Here is an 18714-nt window from a genome sequence, read left to right on the forward strand (position 1 = left end):
GCGCGGGTGCGGCCCATTTGCCCCAACCGGGCCAGCAGCGCCAGCCTTCGTTGCAGCAAACGTTGCTGTTCGGCGAATGTTTCGTCGGAAAACTCCGCCTCATGCCGGCGCGTGGCCTCTGCCAGCGCGGCTTCGACGGCCGGCAATCCGGTGAGCAGATCGACCGCTTCGGCGAGTTCCTCCGCCGCATCGGGTGCCTTGCCGTCCAGAAAACCGAATCGCATTCCGGCGTAATCGTCCGCCAGCGGTGCCCGGAGGCCCCGCTTTGCCAATATGGTAAGCACATCGCTGCTTTCAAGCGGTTGCGTGGCGCCGTCGACCATATCAATCAGGGTATCGAGCAGCGCGGCGAGGCCCGCGTCCGGGATGTCCAGCCTGGCGAGCGTTTCAGCATGGCGCGCAATCTGCTGCGGCTGCGCGATCAGGCCGGTGAGCACGGCGGCAAGCAGGGGGCGGCCTTCGCCGACGGCCTGCATCCGCGCGGTGACGGCGGCGGACAGCGGCGGCGGCGCGGGCTGCCAGGGGCCTTTGCGACCGGGGCTTGATCCGCGCTGCGCCGGCTGGAAGGCGGGGCGTTCACGCTGCGGGTAGGCAAGCGCGCCGAACCGGTCGAGCAGATCGCGGCGGTAGAGCCCCTTGATATCGCCATCGCCGATCGTCTCGACATGGGCCATAAGGCGCGCCTTGAGCCCGGCCTTGTCTTCGGGCGTGGTCACCGGGCCTGCGGCGCGTTCGACGTCCCACAGCACCTCCACCATCGGCCGCGCGGCGGCAAGCACCTCTTCCATCGCGGCAACGCCGCGCTGCTTGATGAGGTCATCGGGATCGAGCTTGTCCGGCAGTACGGCGATGCGCAGCGAATGGCCGGGGCGCAGCAACGGCAGCGCGCGGACAATGGCGCGGGCGGCAGCGCGCTGGCCGGCGGCATCGCCATCGAAGCACAGCACCGGGCATTCGGTCAGGCGCCAGAGCCGCTCGATCTGGTCTTCGGTAAGTGCCGTGCCGAGCGGGGCGACCGCCTCGCCGATCCCGGCGGCGGCCAAGGCCACGACGTCCATATAGCCTTCGACCACGACGACCCGGCCCGACTGGCGCGAGGCGGGGGAGGCGCGGTGGAGGTTATAGACCGTGCGGCCCTTGTCGAAGAGCGGGGTGTCCGGCGAGTTGAGGTACTTGGGCGCGTCGGTCTTCGTCTTGTCGAGGATGCGCCCGCCGAACGCGATGACGCGGCCGCGCGGGTCGCAAATGGGGAGCATCAGCCGTCCGCGGAACCGGTCGTAGGGATCGCGGCCATCGACGACGATCCTGAGGCCCGCCTCGATCAGCATGGCTTCGGGGAACTGGGAGAGCGCTTCTTTCAGTGCGGTGCGGCTGTCAGGCGCGTAGCCGAAGCCGAATTCCTTGACGATATTCGCCGGAAACCCGCGCGAGGCGAGGTAGGCGCGGGCCTGTGCGCCCTGCTCCTCGGCCAAGCTTTTGACGAAGAAGGCCTGCGCGGCGGCCATGACATCATGCAGAGACTTCTGCTCTTCGGCGCGTCTTGCGGCGCGCGGATCGGGTGCGGGGACTTCCATCCCGGCGCTCGCGGCTAGCTCCTTTACCGCATCGAGGAAGGGGAGGCCCTGATGGTCCGTCATCCAGCGGATCGCATCGCCATGCGCGCCGCAGCCGAAGCAGTGGTAGAAGCCCTTCTCGTCGTTGATCGTGAAGCTGGGCGTCTTCTCGTTGTGGAACGGGCAGCAGGCCTTGAACTCGCGTCCCGCCTTCTGGACGCGCACACTGCGCCCGATCAGCGCGGAGAGCGAGACGCGGGCGCGCAGTTCATCGAGCCATTGGGGGGTGAGGCTCAACGGCGCCCCTCCCGCGCGCGGGAAGGGCTGGGGGTGGGCCGGACGAGGCGCACCGTTGCAGGCCCACCCCCGACCCCTCCCGCAAGCGGGAGGGGTGAAGTCACGCCAGCGCCGCCTTCACGAGGCCTGATGCCTTGCCCATATCGAGCTGGCTGCCGTGGCGGGCCTTGAGCGTGGCGACCACCTTGCCCATGTCCTTCATCGAAGTCGCGCCCAGTTCGGCCTTGATCGCCTCGATGGCGGCCTTGGTGTCGTCCTCGCTCATCTGGGCGGGGAGAAATTCCTCGATCACGACGAGCTCGGCCTGTTCGATATCGGCGAGTTCCTGACGGCCGCCCTCGACATAGAGCGTGATCGATTCGCGGCGCTGCTTGGCCATCTTCTGGAGGACGTCGACCACGAGCACATCGTCATCCGGCACCGCGCTCGCCGTGCGCAGTTCGATATCCTTGTCCTTCAGCTTGGCGAGGATGAGGCGGACGGCGGCGAGGCGGGCCTTGTCGCCTGATTTCATGGCGCTGATCTGGGCGGCCTTGATCGTATCGCGGATCATGAGACTACGTATTCCTGTGGATGGAGCGCACGGACAGCGTGCGAAAGCCTGTCACTTAGGCGAAACTTTCTGCCTTCGCTAGGTTGACGGCAAGGGACGAGGGGCCTAGCGACCGAGCCTTAGCGACATCGCCAGACCCTTGCCAACGGAGCGCCCCCTATCATGGCCGACCCCGCCCACACGCATGCGCCCAAACCGGCCGGCGCCACCGGCGTTCTTGTCCTCGCGGACGGTTCGGTCGCGTGGGGACGCGGCTTTGGCGCGGCGGGCAAGGCGGTGGGCGAAGTGTGCTTCAACACCGCGATGACGGGCTATCAGGAAGTGATGACCGACCCTTCCTATGCGGGCCAGGTGGTGACCTTCACCTTCCCGCATATCGGCAATGTCGGCACGAATCCCGAGGACATGGAAAGCCATGACGTGCCGGGCGCCATCGGCCTTGTGGTGCGCGAAGATGTGACCGAGCCCGCCAATTTCCGCAGCGTGGAGCCGCTGCAGGCGTGGCTGGCGGCGCGGGGGAAGATCGGGCTTTCGGGCATCGACACGCGCGCGCTGACCCGGCGCATCCGTCTGGGCGGCGCGCCCAATGCGGTGATTGCGCACGATCCCGATGGCGAGTTCGACATTCCCGCGCTGCTGGCTGAGGCGCAGGCCTGGCCGGGGCTGGAAGGCATGGACCTGGCGCGCGTGGTGACGCGGACCGAGCAGGAGGGCTGGGAAGGCGGCGTATGGCGGCTGGGGCAGGGCTATGCCCGATCGCCGCATGACGAGCGGCCGCATGTAGTCGCGCTCGATTATGGCGCGAAGGACAATATCTTCCGCAATCTGGTGAAGGCCGGAGCGCGTGTGACGGTGGTGCCGGGCGAGACCTCGCTGGAGACGGTGCTGGCGCTGGAGCCGGCGGGCGTGTTCCTTTCCAACGGGCCGGGCGATCCGGCGGCGACGGGCGTCTATGCCGTGCCGCTGATCCAGGGCCTGCTCGAGCGCGACATTCCGGTCTTTGGCATCTGCCTTGGCCACCAGATGCTGGCGCTGGCAGCGGGCGCCAAGACGATCAAGATGCACCAGGGGCATCGGGGGGCGAACCATCCGGTGAAGCGGCATGCGGACGGCGTGGTCGAGATCACCTCGATGAACCATGGCTTCGCGGTGGATAATGCCTCGCTGCCCGAGGGCGTGGTGGAGACGCATGTCTCGCTGTTTGATGGATCGAACTGCGGGATTTCGGTTGTCGGCAAAAAGGCCTTCGGGGTGCAGTATCACCCCGAGGCGAGCCCGGGGCCGCAGGACAGCTTCTATCTGTTCGAGAAGTTTGTGGGGATGCTGAGGTGAGCAGCTATCGCGATAAATTTCCAGATTTCAACCGCCTCGACGCTGAAGCCCAAGAGTACATCTCAACACGGGCTATTCAGTACAGTGAATGGTATGACTCCAAGGCGGTTGCAGCAAAGCGAAATTTTCTCAGATCAAAAGTCTTCGTCGCGATTGGCGCTGTCGCAAGCCCATTTCTGTCGACACATAGCATTGAAATCCGAATTTGGGGATCGCAGTTCAACTTGCCAGTTGTGCTAGCTGGTGTGTTGGGTCTTTGCATCGCCGCGCTCGTATCTCTAGAAGGGATCTATAAATTTCACGAGCAGTGGAAAAACTACCGTTCAACTGAACAGTATATTGTTACTCAAATTTTTATGTTTGGGTACGGCGTGGATGACTACGAGCAGCTAACAGTTGCTGACGGATTTCGAAAGTTCGTTCATAATGTCGAGTATGCTATAAAAAATGAAAACGACGTCACTTTGAATGTTCTTGCTCGTTCCGCGGATTTCAGCTCCAGCAAGCTACAAAAAGACGGGTCTGAGTAATGCCCAAACGCACTGACATCTCCTCGATCCTGATCATCGGCGCCGGGCCGATGATCATGGATTCCAGGGATCGATCAGTTCAACGCCCGCGCCCGCAAAATCATTCGCGTTGCGCGTTGCCACTTTCATTCCGTGGGCGCGGGCGGTGGCTGCAATCATCGCGTCTGCAGTCTGGATCGGCTTGCCCGCCGCCCGCGCTTCGGCCAGCACGAGGCCGTAGAAGCGCGAGCAAGGCTCATCGAACGGCAGCAAGCGGTCCTGATAGGCAAGGGCGACGGTCTCGATGATCCGGGTCAGCACTTCGCGCGCGTCGCCTTGCGGCATCAGCGCCGCGCCCGCGCGCCATTCCGCGAGCACGACAGTGGAAAGCCAGAGCCACGGGCTTTGCGCCGCTTCCCAATCGAGTACGGCCTTGGCGGGCTCGGGCCTGGCGAGCTCGCTCCAGACGTTCGTGTCGACGAGGATCATTCGTCTTCCTGCCCGGCATAGCTCGCCGGACTGTCCGGCACTTCGGGCAGATCATAGCCGGGGCGGCTCAGGCGGTAGATCATTTGGCCGATCGATTCCCGCGCCGGCTGCCCCTGCGGCCGCACCGCTTCAAGGATCAGCTGCCGGCCTTCTTCCTCCATCGAGCGGCCGTTCGCGGCGGCACGCTGGTGGAACAAGCGCTTCACGTCTTCGGGAATGTTCCGGAAGGTCAGGCTCGCCATCACGCTCTCCTCTGATTGCAATGCAATCAATGTATGCAATGAAAGCATAGTCCGCAATGCCCAAACGCACTGACATCTCCTCGATCCTGATCATCGGCGCCGGGCCGATCATCATCGGCCAGGCTTGCGAGTTCGATTATTCGGGCACGCAGGCGGTGAAGGCGCTCAAGGAAGAGGGGTACCGGATCATCCTGGTCAACTCGAACCCCGCGACGATCATGACCGATCCGGACATGGCGCACGCGACCTATGTCGAGCCGATCACGCCCGAGGTGGTCGCCAAGATCATCGCGAAGGAGCGCCCCGATGCGGTGCTGCCGACGATGGGCGGGCAGACCGCGCTGAACACGGCGCTGGCGCTGGCGCGCGATGGCACGCTGGAGGAGTATGGCTGCGTGATGATCGGCGCGGATGCCGAGGCGATCGACAAGGCCGAGGATCGCATGAAGTTCCGCGATGCGATGGACAAGATCGGGCTGGAATCCGCCCGCAGCGGCATCGCGCATACGGTGGACGAAGCGCTCGCGGTGCTCGAGCGCACCGGGCTGCCCTCGATCATCCGCCCGAGCTTCACCATGGGCGGCACCGGCGGCGGGATTGCCTACAACAAGGACGAATTCGTCAAGATCGTGCGCGGCGGGCTGGAAGCTTCGCCGACCACCGAAGTGCTGATCGAGGAATCGCTGCTCGGCTGGAAGGAGTACGAGATGGAAGTCGTGCGCGACAAGCACGACAACGCCATCATCATCTGTTCGATCGAGAACGTCGATCCGATGGGCGTCCACACGGGCGATTCCATCACTGTCGCCCCGGCGCTGACGCTGACCGACAAGGAATACCAGATCATGCGCAATGCATCGATCGCGGTACTCCGGGAAATCGGCGTTGAAACAGGTGGTTCGAACGTGCAGTTCGCAGTCAACCCGAAGGACGGGCGGCTGATCGTCATCGAGATGAACCCGCGCGTCTCGCGCTCCTCGGCGCTGGCATCGAAGGCCACCGGCTTCCCGATTGCCAAAGTCGCGGCGAAGCTGGCGGTGGGCTACACGCTCGACGAGATCATGAACGACATCACGGGGGCGACCCCGGCGGCGTTCGAACCGACGCTGGATTACGTGGTCACCAAGATCCCGCGCTTTGCCTTCGAGAAGTTCAAGGGCGCCGAGCCGCTGCTCGGAACCGCCATGAAGTCCGTCGGCGAAGTCATGGCAATTGGCCGCAATTTCCAGGAATCGATGCAGAAGGCGCTGCGCGGGCTGGAAACCGGGCTCGACGGCTTCAACCGCGTGGTCGAGCTGGAAGGCGCCACCCGCGATCAGATCGTCGCCGCATTGAGCCGGGCGACGCCGGAGCGCCTTCTGGTGATCGGGCAGGCCTTCCGCGAGGGGCTGAGCGTCGAGGAAGTGCACGCCGTCACCAAGTACGAGCCGTGGTTCCTGCGCCAGATCGAGGCGATCATTGCCGAGGAAGCGAAGATCGCGTCCGAAGGGCTGCCGATCGACGCAGCGGGCCTGCGCCGGCTCAAGGCCATGGGCTTTTCGGACAAGCGGCTGGCGACACTGGCGGTGCGCTCGGTCGGCGTGGCGGGCGGCATGGCCGAGACGTCGGCGCGCCGTTCCGGACTGCTCCACGATGTGCTGAGTGCCATGGCGGGCGCGACTAGCGAGGAAGAAGTGCGCGCGCTGCGCCACAGGCTGGGCGTGCGCCCGGTGTTCAAACGGATCGACAGCTGCGCGGCCGAGTTCGAGGCGGTGACGCCCTACATGTACTCGACTTATGAAAGCGGCCTGTTCGGCGCGCCGGAAAGCGAAGCGGCGCCGACGGACCGGAGAAAGATCGTGATCCTCGGCGGCGGGCCGAACCGCATCGGGCAGGGCATCGAGTTCGACTACTGTTGCTGCCACGCCTGCTTTGCGCTGGGTGAGACGGACCCCGCGAACGGCGAGCCTGGCGCCGGGTTCGAGACGATCATGATCAACTGCAACCCCGAGACGGTCTCGACCGACTACGACACCTCGGACCGGCTCTATTTCGAGCCGCTGACGGCTGAGGACGTGCTCGAAGTGCTGGAGGCCGAGAAGGCCAACGGCACGCTGGTGGGCGTGATCGTGCAGTTCGGCGGGCAGACACCGCTGAAGCTTGCGCAGGCGCTGGAGGATGCGGGCATCCCCATCCTCGGCACCTCGCCCGATGCGATCGACCTTGCCGAGGACCGCGAGCGGTTCAACCGGCTGGTCGAGAAGCTGGGCCTGCGCCAGCCGGCGGGCAGCACCGCGCGCAGCCGCGACGAGGCGGTCGCGGTGGCGGCGCGCATCGGCTATCCGGTGCTGATCCGGCCGTCTTACGTGCTGGGTGGCCGCGCGATGGAGATCGTCGACAGCCAGGCGCAACTCGATGACTATATCGCGACCGCCGTGAAGGTTTCGGGCGAGAGCCCGGTGCTGATCGACCAGTACCTGCGCGATGCGATCGAGTGCGATGTCGATGCGCTGGCGGACGGCGATGATGTCGTTGTCGCTGGCGTCATGCAGCATATCGAGGAAGCGGGCATCCATTCGGGCGACAGCGCCTGCACTTTGCCGCCTTACAGCCTTCCGCCGGAGATCATCGCCGAGATGGAGCGCCAGGCGGTACTGCTGGCCAAGGCGCTCGGCGTGCGCGGCCTCATGAACATCCAGTTCGCGGTGAAGGACGGCCTCGTCTACCTCATCGAAGTGAACCCGCGCGCGAGCCGTACGGTGCCCTTCGTGGCGAAGGCGATTGGCCAGCCGATTGCCAAGTATGCCGCGCGGATCATGGCGGGCGAGAAACTCAAGGACCTGCCGCCGATCAAGCGCGACGTGCCGTACATGGCGGTCAAGGAAGCGGTGTTCCCCTTTGCGCGCTTCCCCGGCGTCGATCCGGTGCTTTCGCCCGAGATGAAATCGACCGGCGAGGTCATGGGCATCGACAGCGGCTTCCCGGTGGCCTTTGCCAAGGCGCAGCTGGGCGCAGGCATGGTGCTGCCGGTGGGCGGCACGGTGTTCGTCTCGGTCAAGGACAGCGACAAGCCGGTCATCCTGCCGGCGGTGCAGAAGCTCGATGCAATGGGCTTCCGCATCGTGGCGACGGGCGGAACGGCGACGTTCCTGACCGCAGCGGGCGTGAAGGTCGAGCGGGTCAACAAGGTTGCGGAAGGCCGTCCGCATATCGTCGACCGGATCATCGATGGCGAAATTGCGCTGATCTTCAACACGACCGAAGGCTGGCAGAGCCACAAGGATTCGCAATCGATCCGTGGTTCCGCGCTCTATGGCAAGGTCCCGTATTTCACCACGGCGGCGGCTTCGGTCGCGGCGGCGGGGGCAATCGAGGCTCTGCGCAGCGCCGAACTTGCGGTACGGTCCTTGCAGGATTATTATCAACCCTCCACATGATCCCCAGCATTGCGGCGATTGGGGCCCAGTTTGGCGTGGTGCCGGCTGGGGTGGAACGGTTTTCCCTTGGAGACATTGATCCAAGGGATTGAAAGGTAAAAGGATCAAGGATGGCAAGTGTTGAAAAGCTGCCGATGCTGGCTGAAGGCTACGAGAAGCTGATGGCCGAGCTGAAGGCGCTGCGCGAAGAGCGACCGCTGATCGTCGATGCGATCGAGGAAGCCCGCGCGCACGGCGATCTTTCCGAAAATGCCGAGTATCACGCCGCCAAGGAACGCCAGGGCCAGGTCGAGGCTTCGATCAGCGATCTGGAAGACAAGCTGAGCCGCGCGCAGATCATCGATCCGACCACGCTTTCGGGCGATCGCATCGTGTTCGGCGCGACCGTGACCTTGCTCGACGATGCCGACAAGCCGGTGCGCTACCAGATCGTCGGCCAGGCTGAGGCGGATGCCAAGCGCGGCCGGATCAGCTACAATTCGCCGCTGGGCCGCGCGCTGATCGGGCGCCGGGTGGAAGACGAGATCGAAGTCACCGTACCTTCGGGCGACCGGTTCTATGTCGTTGAGAAGATTGAGTTTATCTGAGTCGAAACGCTCAGGCAGGCGCGAAACAGGAAGGCCGGGGTGCTCCTCCGGCCTTTTCTGTTGGGTCACTCCGGCTTGTGCAGTTCGGGCTCCAGCAGGCGGTGGAGGTGGACCACCACATAGCGCATTTCGGCATCGTCCACCGTGCGCTGCGCGCAGCTGCGCCAGGCATCTTCGGCGCTCGCATAGTCCGGGTAGACGCCGACAAGGTCGATTGCGCTGAGATCGGTAAATTCAAGGTGCTGCGGGTCCTTGACCCGCCCGCCCATGACGAGGTGCAGTTTCTGCATGGCTGGCTTGTCCGTTTCCTTGGGGAGGCAGCGCGGCACTGGCAAAATAGAGAGGAGCGCGCAAGCCCCTGACCTTACGGAATGGGCGGTTAATCGGCCTTCTTGCCGGGCAGATGGCGCGTGATCACCGGCGCGAGCGTGCGCAGGGCCTTTCCAGCAAGATCAGGCAGGCGAGGCTTGGCCGGCTTTGCGGGCGTTTCAGCCTCGGTTTCGCCAGCCGCGGCCGCCGCCTTTTCGCCTGCAGCGCCTGCGACATAGGCGGCAGCGAGTTCGAGGCCGACCGCGGCGATATCTGCCGCGCGGCGCGGGAGCGACATGCGCGAAAGGGTGCCCTTGCGGGTTGCCTTGTCGCCCGCAACGCCGCGCGTGCCGCGGGACAGGGCGCCGGCCACCAGCGCGCCAAGGAGAATGCCACCCGCGACCATCGCGACGGGGTGCTCTTCGACGAACCCCTTGACCTTGCCGAGCGGATCGGTCGCGGGCGTGTCGCTCTGCACTGCCTCGGGGAAGGGGGCTTCGGACTGCGGGGTTTCGCTATCGCTCATGTTTCATCCTCGTCCACTTCGGCTGCGGGAGCGAAGCGGTTCTTGATCAGGGCAATAAGGGGGCGGCGGAAGAACCACGCGGCAAGCAGTGCCAGCGTGCCGCCGATCACCGGCAGGTTGTCCTTCGCGACGGCCTTGGCCTCGTCCACGGTGTCGATCACGCAGTCCATCGCGGCTTCCTTGATCCGCGTGGGGATCGGGCGCTCGGCGAGGCCGGTCTTGAGCGAAGTGACTTCGCCGCGCACGCGGGCCCAGGCCTCGTCGCGCCGGGCGCGGGCTTCGTTGAGAGCGTCCTCGCTCATGCCGCGCCATCCTTGCCCCTGAGCGCGCGGGAGATCGCACCGATGCGGCGGACCACGCCCAGCACGCTGAGACCGGTGAGCGCGAGAAGGCCGAGGACGACCACGGCCAGCGCGCCCCACGGGCCGAGCAACGGGGCGAGCGCCAGCAGCAGGCCCATGACAAGCGCCATGAGCGCAAAGAACAGCAGCACCAGCGCCAGCGCGGCGAGCACGAGAATGCCCTTGGCGCGGCCGAGCACGAAGCCGGCTCGTGCCTTCTGGAACTCTATTTCCGCCGCAAGGAGCGTCTGACCGTCTTCGAGCAGCGCACGCGCGCCGCCGAGCAGGGAATCATTCCCTGCCGCCTTCTCTTCGGTGTGGACCTTATCCTCGGTCACGCTGGGACGTCAGGCTTCCGTGGTTTCGGTGCTGTCCGCCGGCGCGGGCTTGCGGCGCAGGAAGCGCGAGAGCACGAAGCCGGCGACCGCGGCGATGCCGAGCGCCTTGACCGGGCTCTTCTTCACGAAGGTCACGATCTCCTCGCCGATCTCGGGAATATCCTTCGCCTCGAGCGTGGCGGCGGTCGATTGCAGCGTGTGCGCGGCGCCGCGGGCATAATCGCCGTATTGCACGCCAAGCTTCTCGTCGATCACGCCGGCGTTGCTCTCGATCGTCTCACCGAGAGTGGAGAGCGCGGCGGTCGCCTTGCCCTTGCCCTGACGCGCGAGATCGAGCGCGACGACCTTGGCCTGCTCGGCGTATTCGCCGGCCCTTTCGCCATACTCGCTGGCGGTCGCGGCGACCGTTTCGGTGATCGCGGCGGTGCGTTCGCGTGCTTCGCCAGTCAGATTGGCGGCGCTGGCCTTGGCATCCTCGATCGCCTTGCCGAAGCGGGTGGTGACGGCCGTGGCGGTTTCGGTCGCGGCTTCCTCGATCTGCGCGATTTCGGCAGGCACAGCCTCGGGCACGGCGGCGGCAACCGTTTCAACTGCGGTTTCGACAACCTTGAGCGCAGCTTTCTTGCGCGCCTTGGGCTTGGTGGCGGCTTCGGGAGCCGCGTTCTCGGGGGTATCGGTCATCGTGCGGGTCCTTTCGCGGGGGCGATTCTGGAATAGGCGCCAGTCCTAGACCAATTGCCGCAAGTGCGAAAGGCGCGTGCACCCGGTTTTGGCGTGAGCACAGGGCCGCCGGGCGGGGAATGCGGCTTTCTCGCGCATAGCTACGCGGGGACAGCCTTATGCCAAGCTTGACCTTGTCACCCCGGCCAAGCGCCGATAGGGGCGCGGCATCACGTCGTCACACTCTCACGTCACCAAACGAGGAAATGCCATGACCGCGATCATCGACATTCACGCCCGCGAGATCCTCGACAGCCGGGGCAACCCGACCGTCGAAGTCGATGTTCTGCTGGAGGACGGCTCGTTCGGCCGTGCGGCAGTGCCTTCGGGCGCTTCGACCGGCGCACATGAAGCGGTGGAACTGCGCGATGGCGACAAGGGGCGCTATCTGGGCAAGGGCGTGCTGCAGGCGGTCGGCGCGGTGAACGGCGAGATCGCCGGTGCGCTGGTTGACATGGATGCCGAAGACCAGCGCGATATCGATCAGGCGATGATCGCGCTCGACGGCACCGAGAACAAGGGCCGCCTCGGCGCCAACGCGATCCTCGGCACCAGCCTTGCGGTGGCCAAGGCCGCCGCAGACGCGCGGGGCCTGCCGCTCTACAGCTATGTCGGCGGGGTTTCGGCGCACCTGCTGCCGGTGCCGATGATGAACATCATCAACGGCGGCGAACACGCCGACAACCCGATCGACTTCCAGGAATTCATGATCATGCCGGTGGGCGCGCCGACCTTGGCCGAGGCCGTGCGCTGGGGCGCGGAAGTGTTTCACACGCTGAAGAAGGCGCTGCACCAGAAGGGCCTCGCCACCGGCGTGGGTGACGAGGGCGGCTTTGCCCCCAACATCGCCAGCACGCGTGATGCGCTTGATTTCGTGATGGCCTCGATCGAGCAGGCCGGGTTCAAGCCGGGCACCGATATCGTGCTGGCGCTGGACTGCGCGGCGACCGAGTTCTTCAAGAACGGCAAGTACGAGATCAGCGGCGAGGGCCTCTCGCTTTCGCCCGAAGCGATGGCCGACTATCTCGCCGCGCTCACCGATGCCTATCCGATCCGCTCGATCGAAGACGGCATGAGCGAGGACGATTTCGAGGGCTGGGCCGCGCTGACCGCCAAGATCGGCAAGAAGGTGCAGCTGGTGGGCGATGACCTGTTCGTCACCAATCCCAAGCGCCTGACGATGGGCATTGCCAAGGGCCTCGCCAATTCGCTGCTCGTGAAGGTCAACCAGATCGGTACGCTGACCGAGACGCTGGAAGCGGTGAGCATTGCCCAGCGCAATGGCTATACCGCCGTCATGTCGCACCGTTCGGGCGAGACCGAGGACGCGACGATTGCGGACCTCGCGGTCGCCACCAACTGCGGCCAGATCAAGACGGGTTCGCTCGCGCGGTCGGACCGGCTCGCCAAGTACAACCAGCTGATCCGCATCGAGGAAGAGCTGGGCCAGTCGGCACGCTATGCCGGCGCGGCGGCGTTCGGGCGTCTCGCGTAAGTTTAACTGACCGCTTAAAGTCTCTTTCCATTGCCGTCGCTCTCTGCCAGTCTTGCTGGCGGAGAGTGATGCATGGACGAATTTCCAAGCACGGCTGCGGCGGTAACGCCGGGCTGGATCGAAGCACAACTGGCGCGCGCGGGCCTGCTGGGTGAGGCGCGGATTACCGGCCTTGAATGGAAGGCTATCGGCACGGGGCAGGTGGGAGATACCGCGCGCTTCACGCTGACGTATGACCGCCCCACAGCGGCCCCGCCGACATTGGCGGGCAAGTTCGCCTCAGCCGATCCGACCAGCCGCGGCACGGCGGCGGCCATGATGCTCTATGTAAAGGAAGTCGGCTTCTACCGCGAACTTGCGGCCGGGATCGCGGTGCGCACGCCGCGTGTCTATGGGGCGGAAATCAATGCCGAGGGCACCGATTTCGTGCTGCTGTTCGAGGATCTGGCGCCGGAGCGCGGGGGCAACCAGCTAGAAGGCTGTGGACTGGCCGATGCGGAGGCGGCGATCCGTCAGGCGGCGGCGCTCCATGCGGCGACCAAAGGGCATCCGGCGGTGCTGGGGGCCGATTGGCTGCATGGGCGCGAGGGGCTGCTGGAGCAGATCGGGACGCTTTATCATCAGGCCCATGCCATCTTCCGTGAGCGGTACGACGGGCAATTGGCGGCGGACGCCATGGCGCTGTGCGATGAACTGGACAAGCGGGTGGAGGGCTGGCTGGGCCGTCAGCCGGAGGAGCCCTGCCTGATCCATGGCGATTTCCGGCTCGACAACATGCTGTTCGGCGTTGGCGGCGGGGCGGAGCCGATTGCCATTGTCGACTGGCAGACTTGCGCCATCGGCTGCGGGATGACCGATGTGGGCTATTTCATGGGCTGCGGTATCGGGAGCGCGCTGCGGCGGCCGAACGAGGCGGCCTTGCTCGCGCTCTATGCCGAGGAAATGGCGCGGCATGGGGCGCCGATGGCTGAGGATGTCATGCTGCGGCGCTACCGCATCGGGGCGCTGCACGGCTTGTTCACGGCGGTGTTCAGTGCGGCCTTCGTGGTGCGCACCGAGCGGGGCGACTCCAACTTCCTTTCGATGGCGCGCGGCGCGGCCGAACTCGCGCTCGATCACGACAGCATCGGCGCGCTGGATGCCATGATGGAGAATGCAGAATGCTGACGAACGGCGACGATTTCCCGCTGCACCAGACGCCCGAGCCGATCGCCTATTCCGGCACCGACCGCAATTTCTACGACCGCTATTTCTTCAATGGTTATGCGCCGGACGGCAGCGACTTTTTCGCGGCGGCGTTCGGGATTTATCCGCACCTCAATGTGGCGGACGCGCATTTCTGCTTTATCCGCAATGGTGTGCAGCATTCGCTTCATGCATCGCGTGAGCTTAACATGGAGCGGCTGGACCTGACGTGCGGCCCTATCGCGATCCGCGTGGAGGAGCCGCTGAAGCGCCTCTCGATCAGCGTGGAGGGCGAAGGCATCAAGGCGGAGATCGTGTTTACGGGGCGCGCCTTTCCCATCGAGGAGCCGCGCTTCATCCACCGCATCGGCCCGCGTACGTTCATGGACTACACGCGGCTGACGCAGAACGGGCACTATACCGGCTGGGTCGAGATTGATGGTGTGCGCACGGTGTTGCAACCGGGCACGGCGGGGACGCGCGACCGCAGCTGGGGCGTGCGGCCCGTCGGCACGAGCGATGCGCAGCCGCATGGGCACGGCGTGGTGCCGCAGTTCTTCTGGCAGTGGACGCCGATCAACCTGCCGACACGCAGCGTGTTCTTCCACATCAATGCCGATGCCAATGGCGCGCCATGGAACACCCGCGCGGTGATCGCGCCCGATGGGGCAGGGCATGACGGGTTTTTCGAGACACCGTCGGCCAAGCTCGATGCGCCGCTGCAGCCGGGGACGCTGTGGCCGGCGGGCGGCGAGCTTGTGATCAGCGGCGGTGATGAGCCGCTGACGCTGACGTTCGAGCCCTTGCAGCGCTTCCAGATGCGCGGGCTGGGCTATACCTCGCCAAAGTGGGGCCACGGCCTTTATCACGGCGAGCTGGAGGTGGAGCGCGAGGATATCGTGCTGGCTGAGGTGGACCCCATGCGGATGGACAACTTCCACGTCCAGATCGTCAGCCGCGTGACGACGAGCGCGGGCGAGGTCGGCACTGGCGTGTTCGAGCAGCTGATCTTCGGGGCCTACAAGCCGCTGGGGCTGGGTTGAGGGGCTAACCCCGCCAATCCCTCGTCGTCACCCCGGGCTTGACCCGGGGTTCGGCTGTTCTTCTGGCACGGTGCCGAAAAAGAACAGCCAAGGCCCGGATCAAGTCCGGGCCGACGATTTCATATGTTTCGTCCAACTCCAGACCAGCCGTCACACTGAACCAAGTTCAAGGTGACGGTCGTTTTGTGGGATTGCGCTGTGCTCAGGGCACCCGGCGCACCGGGACCGGCACGTTGCAGATATCCACCCCGCCTGCAGGCCGGATGTAGAAGGAATCGCGCCGGTTCGCGCGCGCATCGGCATAGCTGGCGAAGCTCTTGCTCTCGGTCGAGAGATATTCATAGCGCGGCAGGCCGGGCACATCGCTGCCGATGCGGATCGAGAGGATCGGCGTGCGTTCCTCCGCCGTCTTGTAGAACCCGATATCGCCCGTGCCGCGCGGCAGGCTGGAGAGGTGCTCCATCCCCTCGATCACTCGGCCGACCACGGCGATATTCCGGTCCAACTGGCGCGGCGCTTGCCCGATGACGGCATAGAGCTCGGCGCCCGAACCGGTATCGGGCGGATAGTCGCGGCCTACGCCGACGGTGCCGTAGCAGTGGATGGGCCAGGCTTTGCCGAATTCACCAGCTACTGGCCAACCGCCTTCCCATCCCGTGTAGCTCGCGTAGTTGTCGCCGATGGAGCTATAGACGCGAATAGGATGGTCGGCGCCTTTGCCTGAGGGATCATCAGTTCCGGACAGGCCCGGAGTGCCATAGATTGATCCGGTGCCATCCATCCACGTTCGATGGCGCGCAGACTTCAGCACTGTGTCGGTCTGCTCGTACTCTTCTGCCGGCACCACCTTCAGCCCCGCAGGCAAAGACTTAGCCTTAGCCTTGTCCTCGCCATCCGGATCGCCCCATTGCACGACATAGCCGTCCTGCACGCGGTTGATGCTGGTGCCGTCCCACCACTTTGCGCCCGCCAGCTTGCGGATATTGCCGATCCATCCTTGCGAGAACGGCGGCGGCAGCAACTGGATCACCACCCGCCGGGCCGCGCCCTTCGCATCCGGCGCAAGGTCCATCACCAGCAGATCGGACGGCGCAATCGCTGCCCAATCCGCCGCAGGGGCTGCCGCGACGATCTCGGTCGGCGCGAGCGCGGACTTTTGCGCGGGCGCAGCGGCGGGCGAAGCCTCAGGCGTTGGGGCAGGCGCGGGCGCTGCGTTGCAGCTGGCCAGCAGGGCGACAGAGAGCAGAAGCGGGTGTTTCATAACAAACGACTTGTGCCAGCCTTCCCGGCCTTGCGAAAGCGCTTCCATGCGGTTAGGGCCGCGCCTTCCAGTGCATGCGGAGCGGTGGCCGAGTGGTCGAAGGCGCTCGCCTGGAAAGTGAGTATACGCCAAAAGCGTATCGAGGGTTCGAATCCCTCCCGCTCCGCCAAAAGATGTCGGCCGTTCTCATTCACGGCATCGCCGAAGGTGTTTCGGCGTGAGATCCGGCAGCCATTGTTGGAACGGCACTCAAGCTGGTACCGCGCGGCCGCATGCCCCCGCCATCTTGAGCATCGAGGTACTTCAGAAATTGCTCAGAATTGCGAAGGTTGGGCTGCCTGTGCACGACCGATCCCGCTTCCGGCGCCGGTGATGACGGCGCGACGCAAAGGATATCGGCGGTGAAGCTGTGCGAGTTTAGTCGCGTCAGCAGCGATGCGAAGCCCCGACAGCAGCATGCCGGGCGTCGCTCAGTCGGCGGGCGTTGCCTTGATGACCGCTTCCCACTCGGCAGACCAGGCGTTCAGCGCATTCAGCGCCGGGGCGATCTTGCGGCCGAGCGGCGTCAGTTCCCAGTTGCCGTTGCTGTCGTGTGCGACGATGCGCGCTTCCCGCAGCTCGGCGAGGCGTGTGGACAGGGTGTTCGGTGACATCTGATCGCAGAGCGCCTGCATCTCGCGGAAACCTTTCGCGCCTGTCCGCAGCTCCCAAAGAATGCGCAATACCCATCGCCGACTGAGCAGATTGAGCGCCGCCATGATGGGACGCCCGCTTTCCGAGCCATGGACGGGGCGACCCGGAAGGGGTGTTTCCGCAGTCCGGATCGGTGAGATATCTGCAGTCGTTCGCTTTGCCATGCCGGATCATGCTGCCTGTTGAGACGATCGTTCTATAGCGCTCCCGGAAGATAATTGCGCGAGATTTCGCCCGCAGCAGCCCCGGACGCCAGCAGCGCGTCTGCATCGAGTCCGAGTTCCCGGAGCACACAAGCCGTGCTGGCACCGGGCTTCTCTGCAGGTTCCAGAACAGCGAGACCGGGCACCTGTTGCCCGGGCGCAAGAGTGACCGGCCCAAGACCGGGAATGTCCTGGCGCGCAAGGTGGATGCCTGACCGTGTGCGGCCGACAAGACCACGCGCCATCGTTTCAACCGACTCTACGGGAACCGCCGATAGCCCTGCTGCGCGCAACATGTTGATGACTTCCGCACGGCGACGCCTGAAGATTGCCTTGGCGATGTGATCGGACAGCGTGGCGGCATCGGTTGCGTCCTCGGAACGAAGCTCGGCCGGAAGCGCTGCGATGTCCGCACTCGGCGCAGCGACAAACAGCCACCCGTCACGGGCGCGGTACAGCCTGTAAAGCGCGTGCTCACCCAGGGCGGCCTGCCCGCAGGGTTCGGTCCATCTTCGCCCGGCATGATCGAAGGCATAAGGCAGTTGAACAAGCGTCGCGGAGGCAGCCAGCGACGCATCGACAATCTGTGCCTGCGTGCCCCTTGCCAGACTGAACAGCGCAAGCGCCATGCCGAAAGCGCCCGAGTATCCGGTGAGCGCATCGACACAGGACGCGATCGCATGGAGTTCCGGCATTTGCGGATCGCCGTAGCGCGCCATGATCCCGGCCGCGGCCTGAAGTACGGGGTCATAGCCCGGCCGCGACAGCCATGGCCCGACATGCTGGCCGTTATAAGCCCCGATCCTGCACTGGATCAGCCCCGGCCTGATGTCTTGCAGCTCTGCCTCGCCAAGGCCCATTGCGGCCATCGCCTGCGCCGAATGATTGGTCACCAGGATGTCGGCCCCCTCGACGATCCGCCGCATCGCCTGGCGTCCAGCGGCGGTCTTGAGGTTGAGCAGCACGCTCTCTTTGCCCTGGTTCCCGTCGATGCCATACCAGCAGGTGAGACGCGGTCCGTGATTGGGCGCGGGGCCTTCGATCTTTATCACGCGGGCGCCATATTCGGCCAAGGTCCGGCCTGCGACCGGGCCCGCGACCATGGAGGTCATATCGACCACCGTCAGCCCGTTGAGCCAGCTGCCCGGCGTCGCGGACGGACGGGATGGTGTCTCGAAAGTGGCGCCACGACGCTGCCAGGAGATGCCGCGGCGCAAATCCACATGCTGTCGGGGTTGCGGTGTGCCCGTGGCGGCACCGGAGCTGCGCAGGACCGCCTGAGGTCCGGGCTGCACCATCGGGCCGAGTTGCTCGTCATCGATCCTCACCAACAACCCGGCGGCGTGAAGTTCGCTCAAGCCCAGCCATTCCGCAGTCGTGCGTACGATGGCACAAGGCACACCGGCGGCGTTGAGGCGCTCCTCCCATTCGGCAGCCGGACGCTCGGCAAGTTTTCCTGCGATCAGGACACCGAGCCGCTTCTGCCAGGCTCGCGACAGGTTGCTTGTCTCCGCAAGGTTGTCGCGTCGATCACCGGCCCTGAAAGGGTGAGAACACCGGGAATAAAAGGGGCCACGGATCGGCCGGTAGCACCGGATTAAAAATGGGCCAGTCCTGCTAGA

Annotated in this window: 19 protein-coding genes and 1 tRNA gene; 8 read left to right on the plus strand and 12 right to left on the minus strand. The window is 65.1% G+C overall.

Annotation, left to right across the window (positions count from 1 at the left end):
- Positions 1 to 1850, minus strand: a 1850-nt coding sequence (gene dnaG / locus K5Q19_RS10270) for a DNA primase (protein WP_292944452.1), incomplete at its 3' end; no start/stop codon positions are given.
- A 100-nt stretch (positions 1851 to 1950) separates the two neighbouring features.
- Positions 1951 to 2403: a GatB/YqeY domain-containing protein gene (locus tag K5Q19_RS10275; protein WP_292944455.1), complete on the minus strand. Its 453-nt coding sequence runs from the start codon at positions 2401 to 2403 to the stop codon at positions 1951 to 1953.
- Positions 2404 to 2565: 162 nt separating this feature from the next.
- Here K5Q19_RS10275 and carA point away from each other — a divergent pair, with 162 nt between their 5' ends.
- Both carA and K5Q19_RS10285 read left to right on the plus strand, forming a co-directional pair.
- A complete protein-coding gene (carA, locus tag K5Q19_RS10280) occupies positions 2566 to 3735 on the plus strand; it encodes a glutamine-hydrolyzing carbamoyl-phosphate synthase small subunit (RefSeq protein WP_292944457.1) in 1170 nt (389 codons plus the stop codon).
- Positions 3732 to 4265, plus strand: a complete 534-nt coding sequence (locus K5Q19_RS10285; protein ID WP_292944459.1) for a DUF4231 domain-containing protein — start codon at positions 3732 to 3734, stop codon at positions 4263 to 4265. Before carA ends, K5Q19_RS10285 begins: the two co-directional genes overlap by 4 nt.
- 54 nt (positions 4266 to 4319) lie before the next feature.
- On the opposite strand, the gene K5Q19_RS10290 is transcribed toward K5Q19_RS10285, so the two are convergent.
- Positions 4320 to 4733: a type II toxin-antitoxin system VapC family toxin gene (locus tag K5Q19_RS10290; protein WP_292944462.1), complete on the minus strand. Its 414-nt coding sequence runs from the start codon at positions 4731 to 4733 to the stop codon at positions 4320 to 4322.
- A complete protein-coding gene (locus K5Q19_RS10295) occupies positions 4730 to 4975 on the minus strand; it encodes a hypothetical protein (RefSeq protein WP_292944465.1) in 246 nt (81 codons plus the stop codon). Before K5Q19_RS10295 ends, K5Q19_RS10290 begins: the two co-directional genes overlap by 4 nt.
- A gap of 56 nt (positions 4976 to 5031) precedes the next feature.
- Here K5Q19_RS10295 and carB point away from each other — a divergent pair, with 56 nt between their 5' ends.
- Together carB and greA are read left to right on the plus strand one after the other, a co-directional pair.
- A complete protein-coding gene (gene carB, locus K5Q19_RS10300; RefSeq protein WP_292944468.1) occupies positions 5032 to 8391 on the plus strand; it encodes a carbamoyl-phosphate synthase large subunit in 3360 nt (1119 codons plus the stop codon).
- Positions 8392 to 8501: 110 nt separating this feature from the next.
- The gene (gene greA, locus K5Q19_RS10305) at positions 8502 to 8978 is read left to right on the plus strand and encodes a transcription elongation factor GreA (RefSeq protein WP_292944470.1); all 477 of its coding nucleotides are present in this window, start codon (positions 8502 to 8504) and stop codon (positions 8976 to 8978) included.
- 65 nt (positions 8979 to 9043) lie between these two features.
- On the opposite strand, the gene K5Q19_RS10310 is transcribed toward greA, so the two are convergent.
- The 5 genes from K5Q19_RS10310 to K5Q19_RS10330 form a co-directional block, all read right to left on the minus strand.
- Positions 9044 to 9268, minus strand: coding sequence for a DUF4170 domain-containing protein (locus tag K5Q19_RS10310; protein ID WP_292944472.1), 225 nt, complete (start codon positions 9266 to 9268; stop codon positions 9044 to 9046).
- Positions 9269 to 9357: 89 nt separating this feature from the next.
- Positions 9358 to 9813, minus strand: coding sequence for a hypothetical protein (locus K5Q19_RS10315; RefSeq protein WP_292944474.1), 456 nt, complete (start codon positions 9811 to 9813; stop codon positions 9358 to 9360).
- Entirely contained in the window at positions 9810 to 10115 is a 306-nt protein-coding gene (locus tag K5Q19_RS10320; protein ID WP_292944476.1) for a hypothetical protein, read from the minus strand. Before K5Q19_RS10320 ends, K5Q19_RS10315 begins: the two co-directional genes overlap by 4 nt.
- The gene (locus K5Q19_RS10325) at positions 10112 to 10492 is read right to left on the minus strand and encodes a phage holin family protein (protein ID WP_292944479.1); all 381 of its coding nucleotides are present in this window, start codon (positions 10490 to 10492) and stop codon (positions 10112 to 10114) included. Before K5Q19_RS10325 ends, K5Q19_RS10320 begins: the two co-directional genes overlap by 4 nt.
- A gap of 9 nt (positions 10493 to 10501) precedes the next feature.
- Positions 10502 to 11173 carry a hypothetical protein gene (locus tag K5Q19_RS10330; protein WP_292944481.1) on the minus strand — a complete coding sequence of 224 codons (672 nt, stop codon included), beginning with the start codon at positions 11171 to 11173 and terminating at the stop codon, positions 10502 to 10504.
- Positions 11174 to 11423: 250 nt separating this feature from the next.
- Here K5Q19_RS10330 and eno point away from each other — a divergent pair, with 250 nt between their 5' ends.
- From eno to K5Q19_RS10345, 3 genes are all read left to right on the plus strand, one after another.
- Positions 11424 to 12707, plus strand: coding sequence for a phosphopyruvate hydratase (gene eno / locus K5Q19_RS10335; RefSeq protein WP_292944484.1), 1284 nt, complete (start codon positions 11424 to 11426; stop codon positions 12705 to 12707).
- Between the two features lie 72 nt (positions 12708 to 12779).
- Positions 12780 to 13874, plus strand: coding sequence for a phosphotransferase (locus tag K5Q19_RS10340; RefSeq protein WP_292944487.1), 1095 nt, complete (start codon positions 12780 to 12782; stop codon positions 13872 to 13874).
- Complete coding sequence (locus K5Q19_RS10345) at positions 13868 to 14935, plus strand: hypothetical protein (RefSeq protein ID WP_292944490.1); 1068 nt, start codon at positions 13868 to 13870, stop codon at positions 14933 to 14935. The genes K5Q19_RS10340 and K5Q19_RS10345 overlap by 7 nt, the downstream gene beginning before the upstream one ends.
- Positions 14936 to 15137: 202 nt before the next feature.
- On the opposite strand, the gene K5Q19_RS10350 is transcribed toward K5Q19_RS10345, so the two are convergent.
- Positions 15138 to 16196 carry a peptidylprolyl isomerase gene (locus tag K5Q19_RS10350; protein WP_292944492.1) on the minus strand — a complete coding sequence of 353 codons (1059 nt, stop codon included), beginning with the start codon at positions 16194 to 16196 and terminating at the stop codon, positions 15138 to 15140.
- Positions 16197 to 16274: 78 nt separating this feature from the next.
- Here K5Q19_RS10350 and K5Q19_RS10355 point away from each other — a divergent pair.
- Positions 16275 to 16365: transfer RNA gene (locus K5Q19_RS10355), tRNA-Ser, on the plus strand.
- A 301-nt stretch (positions 16366 to 16666) separates the two neighbouring features.
- Here K5Q19_RS10355 and K5Q19_RS10360 read toward each other — a convergent pair.
- Both K5Q19_RS10360 and K5Q19_RS10365 read right to left on the minus strand, forming a co-directional pair.
- A complete protein-coding gene (locus K5Q19_RS10360; protein ID WP_292944494.1) occupies positions 16667 to 16954 on the minus strand; it encodes a helix-turn-helix domain-containing protein in 288 nt (95 codons plus the stop codon).
- 131 nt (positions 16955 to 17085) lie between these two features.
- A partial coding sequence (locus tag K5Q19_RS10365; protein WP_292944497.1) for a CoA transferase occupies positions 17086 to 18714 on the minus strand: 1629 nt, incomplete at its 5' end.

The organism is Novosphingobium sp. (genome assembly GCF_019748365.1).
In the GTDB taxonomy this organism is placed as follows: Bacteria; Pseudomonadota; Alphaproteobacteria; order Sphingomonadales; family Sphingomonadaceae; genus Novosphingobium.

Bases quoted from the DNA above. Each gene is read 5' to 3' on its own strand.
- K5Q19_RS10275 (WP_292944455.1), bottom strand. From the start codon at position 2,403: ATGATCCGCGATACGATCAAGGCCGCCCAGATCAGCGCCATGAAATCA.
- carA (WP_292944457.1), top strand. From the start codon at position 2,566: ATGGCCGACCCCGCCCACACGCATGCGCCCAAACCGGCCGGCGCCACC.
- K5Q19_RS10290 (WP_292944462.1), bottom strand. From the start codon at position 4,733: ATGATCCTCGTCGACACGAACGTCTGGAGCGAGCTCGCCAGGCCCGAG.
- K5Q19_RS10295 (WP_292944465.1), bottom strand. From the start codon at position 4,975: ATGGCGAGCCTGACCTTCCGGAACATTCCCGAAGACGTGAAGCGCTTG.
- carB (WP_292944468.1), top strand. From the start codon at position 5,032: ATGCCCAAACGCACTGACATCTCCTCGATCCTGATCATCGGCGCCGGG.
- greA (WP_292944470.1), top strand. From the start codon at position 8,502: ATGGCAAGTGTTGAAAAGCTGCCGATGCTGGCTGAAGGCTACGAGAAG.
- K5Q19_RS10310 (WP_292944472.1), bottom strand. From the start codon at position 9,268: ATGCAGAAACTGCACCTCGTCATGGGCGGGCGGGTCAAGGACCCGCAG.
- K5Q19_RS10315 (WP_292944474.1), bottom strand. From the start codon at position 9,813: ATGAGCGATAGCGAAACCCCGCAGTCCGAAGCCCCCTTCCCCGAGGCA.
- K5Q19_RS10320 (WP_292944476.1), bottom strand. From the start codon at position 10,115: ATGAGCGAGGACGCTCTCAACGAAGCCCGCGCCCGGCGCGACGAGGCC.
- K5Q19_RS10330 (WP_292944481.1), bottom strand. From the start codon at position 11,173: ATGACCGATACCCCCGAGAACGCGGCTCCCGAAGCCGCCACCAAGCCC.
- eno (WP_292944484.1), top strand. From the start codon at position 11,424: ATGACCGCGATCATCGACATTCACGCCCGCGAGATCCTCGACAGCCGG.
- K5Q19_RS10340 (WP_292944487.1), top strand. From the start codon at position 12,780: ATGGACGAATTTCCAAGCACGGCTGCGGCGGTAACGCCGGGCTGGATC.
- K5Q19_RS10345 (WP_292944490.1), top strand. From the start codon at position 13,868: ATGCTGACGAACGGCGACGATTTCCCGCTGCACCAGACGCCCGAGCCG.
- K5Q19_RS10350 (WP_292944492.1), bottom strand. From the start codon at position 16,196: ATGAAACACCCGCTTCTGCTCTCTGTCGCCCTGCTGGCCAGCTGCAAC.
- K5Q19_RS10360 (WP_292944494.1), bottom strand. From the start codon at position 16,954: ATGGCGGCGCTCAATCTGCTCAGTCGGCGATGGGTATTGCGCATTCTT.